Source organism: Campylobacter bilis, assembly GCF_016806695.1.
GTDB lineage: Bacteria > Campylobacterota > Campylobacteria > Campylobacterales > Campylobacteraceae > Campylobacter_D > Campylobacter_D bilis.
The window spans coordinates 1-1742 of record NZ_WUED01000026.1; the positions used below are offsets into that span (position 1 = coordinate 1).

General features: G+C 23.7%; 1 protein-coding gene and 1 pseudogene. Both read left to right on the plus strand.

The window, feature by feature from the left end; translation table 11 throughout:
* Nucleotides 1-1394, plus strand: a 1394-nt coding sequence (locus GRQ01_RS07455) for a DUF2972 domain-containing protein (protein ID WP_158335129.1), incomplete at its 5' end; no start/stop codon positions are given.
* A gap of 65 nt (nt 1395-1459) precedes the next feature.
* A pseudogene (locus GRQ01_RS07460) lies at nt 1460-1742 on the plus strand (DUF2972 domain-containing protein); the annotation flags it as partial.

Consider the following 1742-nt stretch of genomic DNA (forward strand, 5'->3'; position numbering starts at 1 on the left):
TAAAAAAAGTTTTAACAATAGAAAATATATTAAACACTCATAAAGATTATAAAGCTATACTAGATAATATTTTTCATAATTTTACTTTTTTCTTAAAACATTTTAATCTCATAGAAGAATGGTTATTATCAAATGATTTTAATGAAAAATATAAAAAACAAAACCACCCTTATCCCTCATTACTTGATCCTAAAAAACTCAATGATAAAAATGAAACAATCAATTATCATAATATAGCTGCTGAACTTGCATGGGAAATGAATTTGCCTTTACCAGAGAATTATGAGTTTGTGTTTTTATTGATTCATGGTGCTGGAACAACTGCCATGACAAGATATTTGAGATTATGCAATATTAATCTAAATAGACATTGGGGAGATCCGTTGTTTCAGTATTTGGATTCTTATCGTATGCTTATTGCAAATCCAAAATCTTATAATGCAATTATTCTTGCAGGATGCTTAAATAAATATAATTTTAATTTTGGTATTAAATTTTATAATTTGATTCAGAAAAAAGTTCCAGCTATTTGTGTTGTAAGAGATTTTATATCGATTTTAAAACCTATTGTAAATCACTATGGTAATTTAAAACATCCTAAAGATAAAATTTGCAATCGTGTAAATATAGATGATTTTCCTATAGAAAAACTTTTTCAGATTCAAGTTCCTTATGCATATCCAGATGAAAATGGAAATCCAACCTTAAATACTATTAAAGAATACGCTGATAATAAATATGGAGATTTTTATATTTTACATATTAAAATTAAAGAGTTAAAACATATAATTCAAAGAATATATTATTTAGATATGAAAGACATTTTACCTCAAAATTCCTTTAAAACTTTATTACAGTTATCTAAAATACTTCATTTTAATCCCCCAAAAGTTTCCGAATTATTTAACTCAAAATTAAATTCGTCTGACAATCATGTCGATTATTTATTTTTTCCAAAAATATTTTATTTAAAATACGAAGGATGCGAGATAGAGCTGGAAATTACAAAATTGAAATTATCATTAGAAGAATATTTAAATTGTACAACGTGTTTTACTGATAGTACATTTTTATTACAAGATATTGGAATTAATATATTTTTAAATAAAAAATATGCCCAACATGTATATAATAATAAAATGGTATATAATAAATTTAGTAATTATTTAAAAAGTTATTTGTTTCATTTAGAACAATTTTACAGAAAAGAGAGGGAAAAAATAATCAATGAGCATGCAATTTTAGATTTTATGAAATACAATCATGATATTTTAAAAAAATACAAAGTTAAATTAGATAAAGAACTCATTCATATAAAACAACACCGTCCAGATATAGTTGCTTCTTGGAAATATTATCAAGAATTTGAAAAAATGTGCGAGGATAATATTTAGCTACTATTTTTTGCTTATGAAGTGTGATATAATAATATTTTACCTAAACACCAAAAAGGAAATTTATGCAAAATCCTAACTCAGCTATACAAAGGATAAAAAATCATCTTGCTTATAAACTAGGACAAGCTATGATAGAATATAATAATAATGGGGGGGGGTATATAAGATTATGTAAAAAACTTTATCAAATAAAAAAACAATATAAAAAAGAAAAAAGAATTTATCAAGAAACTATAAAAGTATTTCCTCAACTTAAATATCCTCCTTTAGAAAAATGCACTGATTATGAACAAGCTTTAAAATATCAATTTCATTTATCCTATTTTTTAGGTGAAGTGCTTTTAC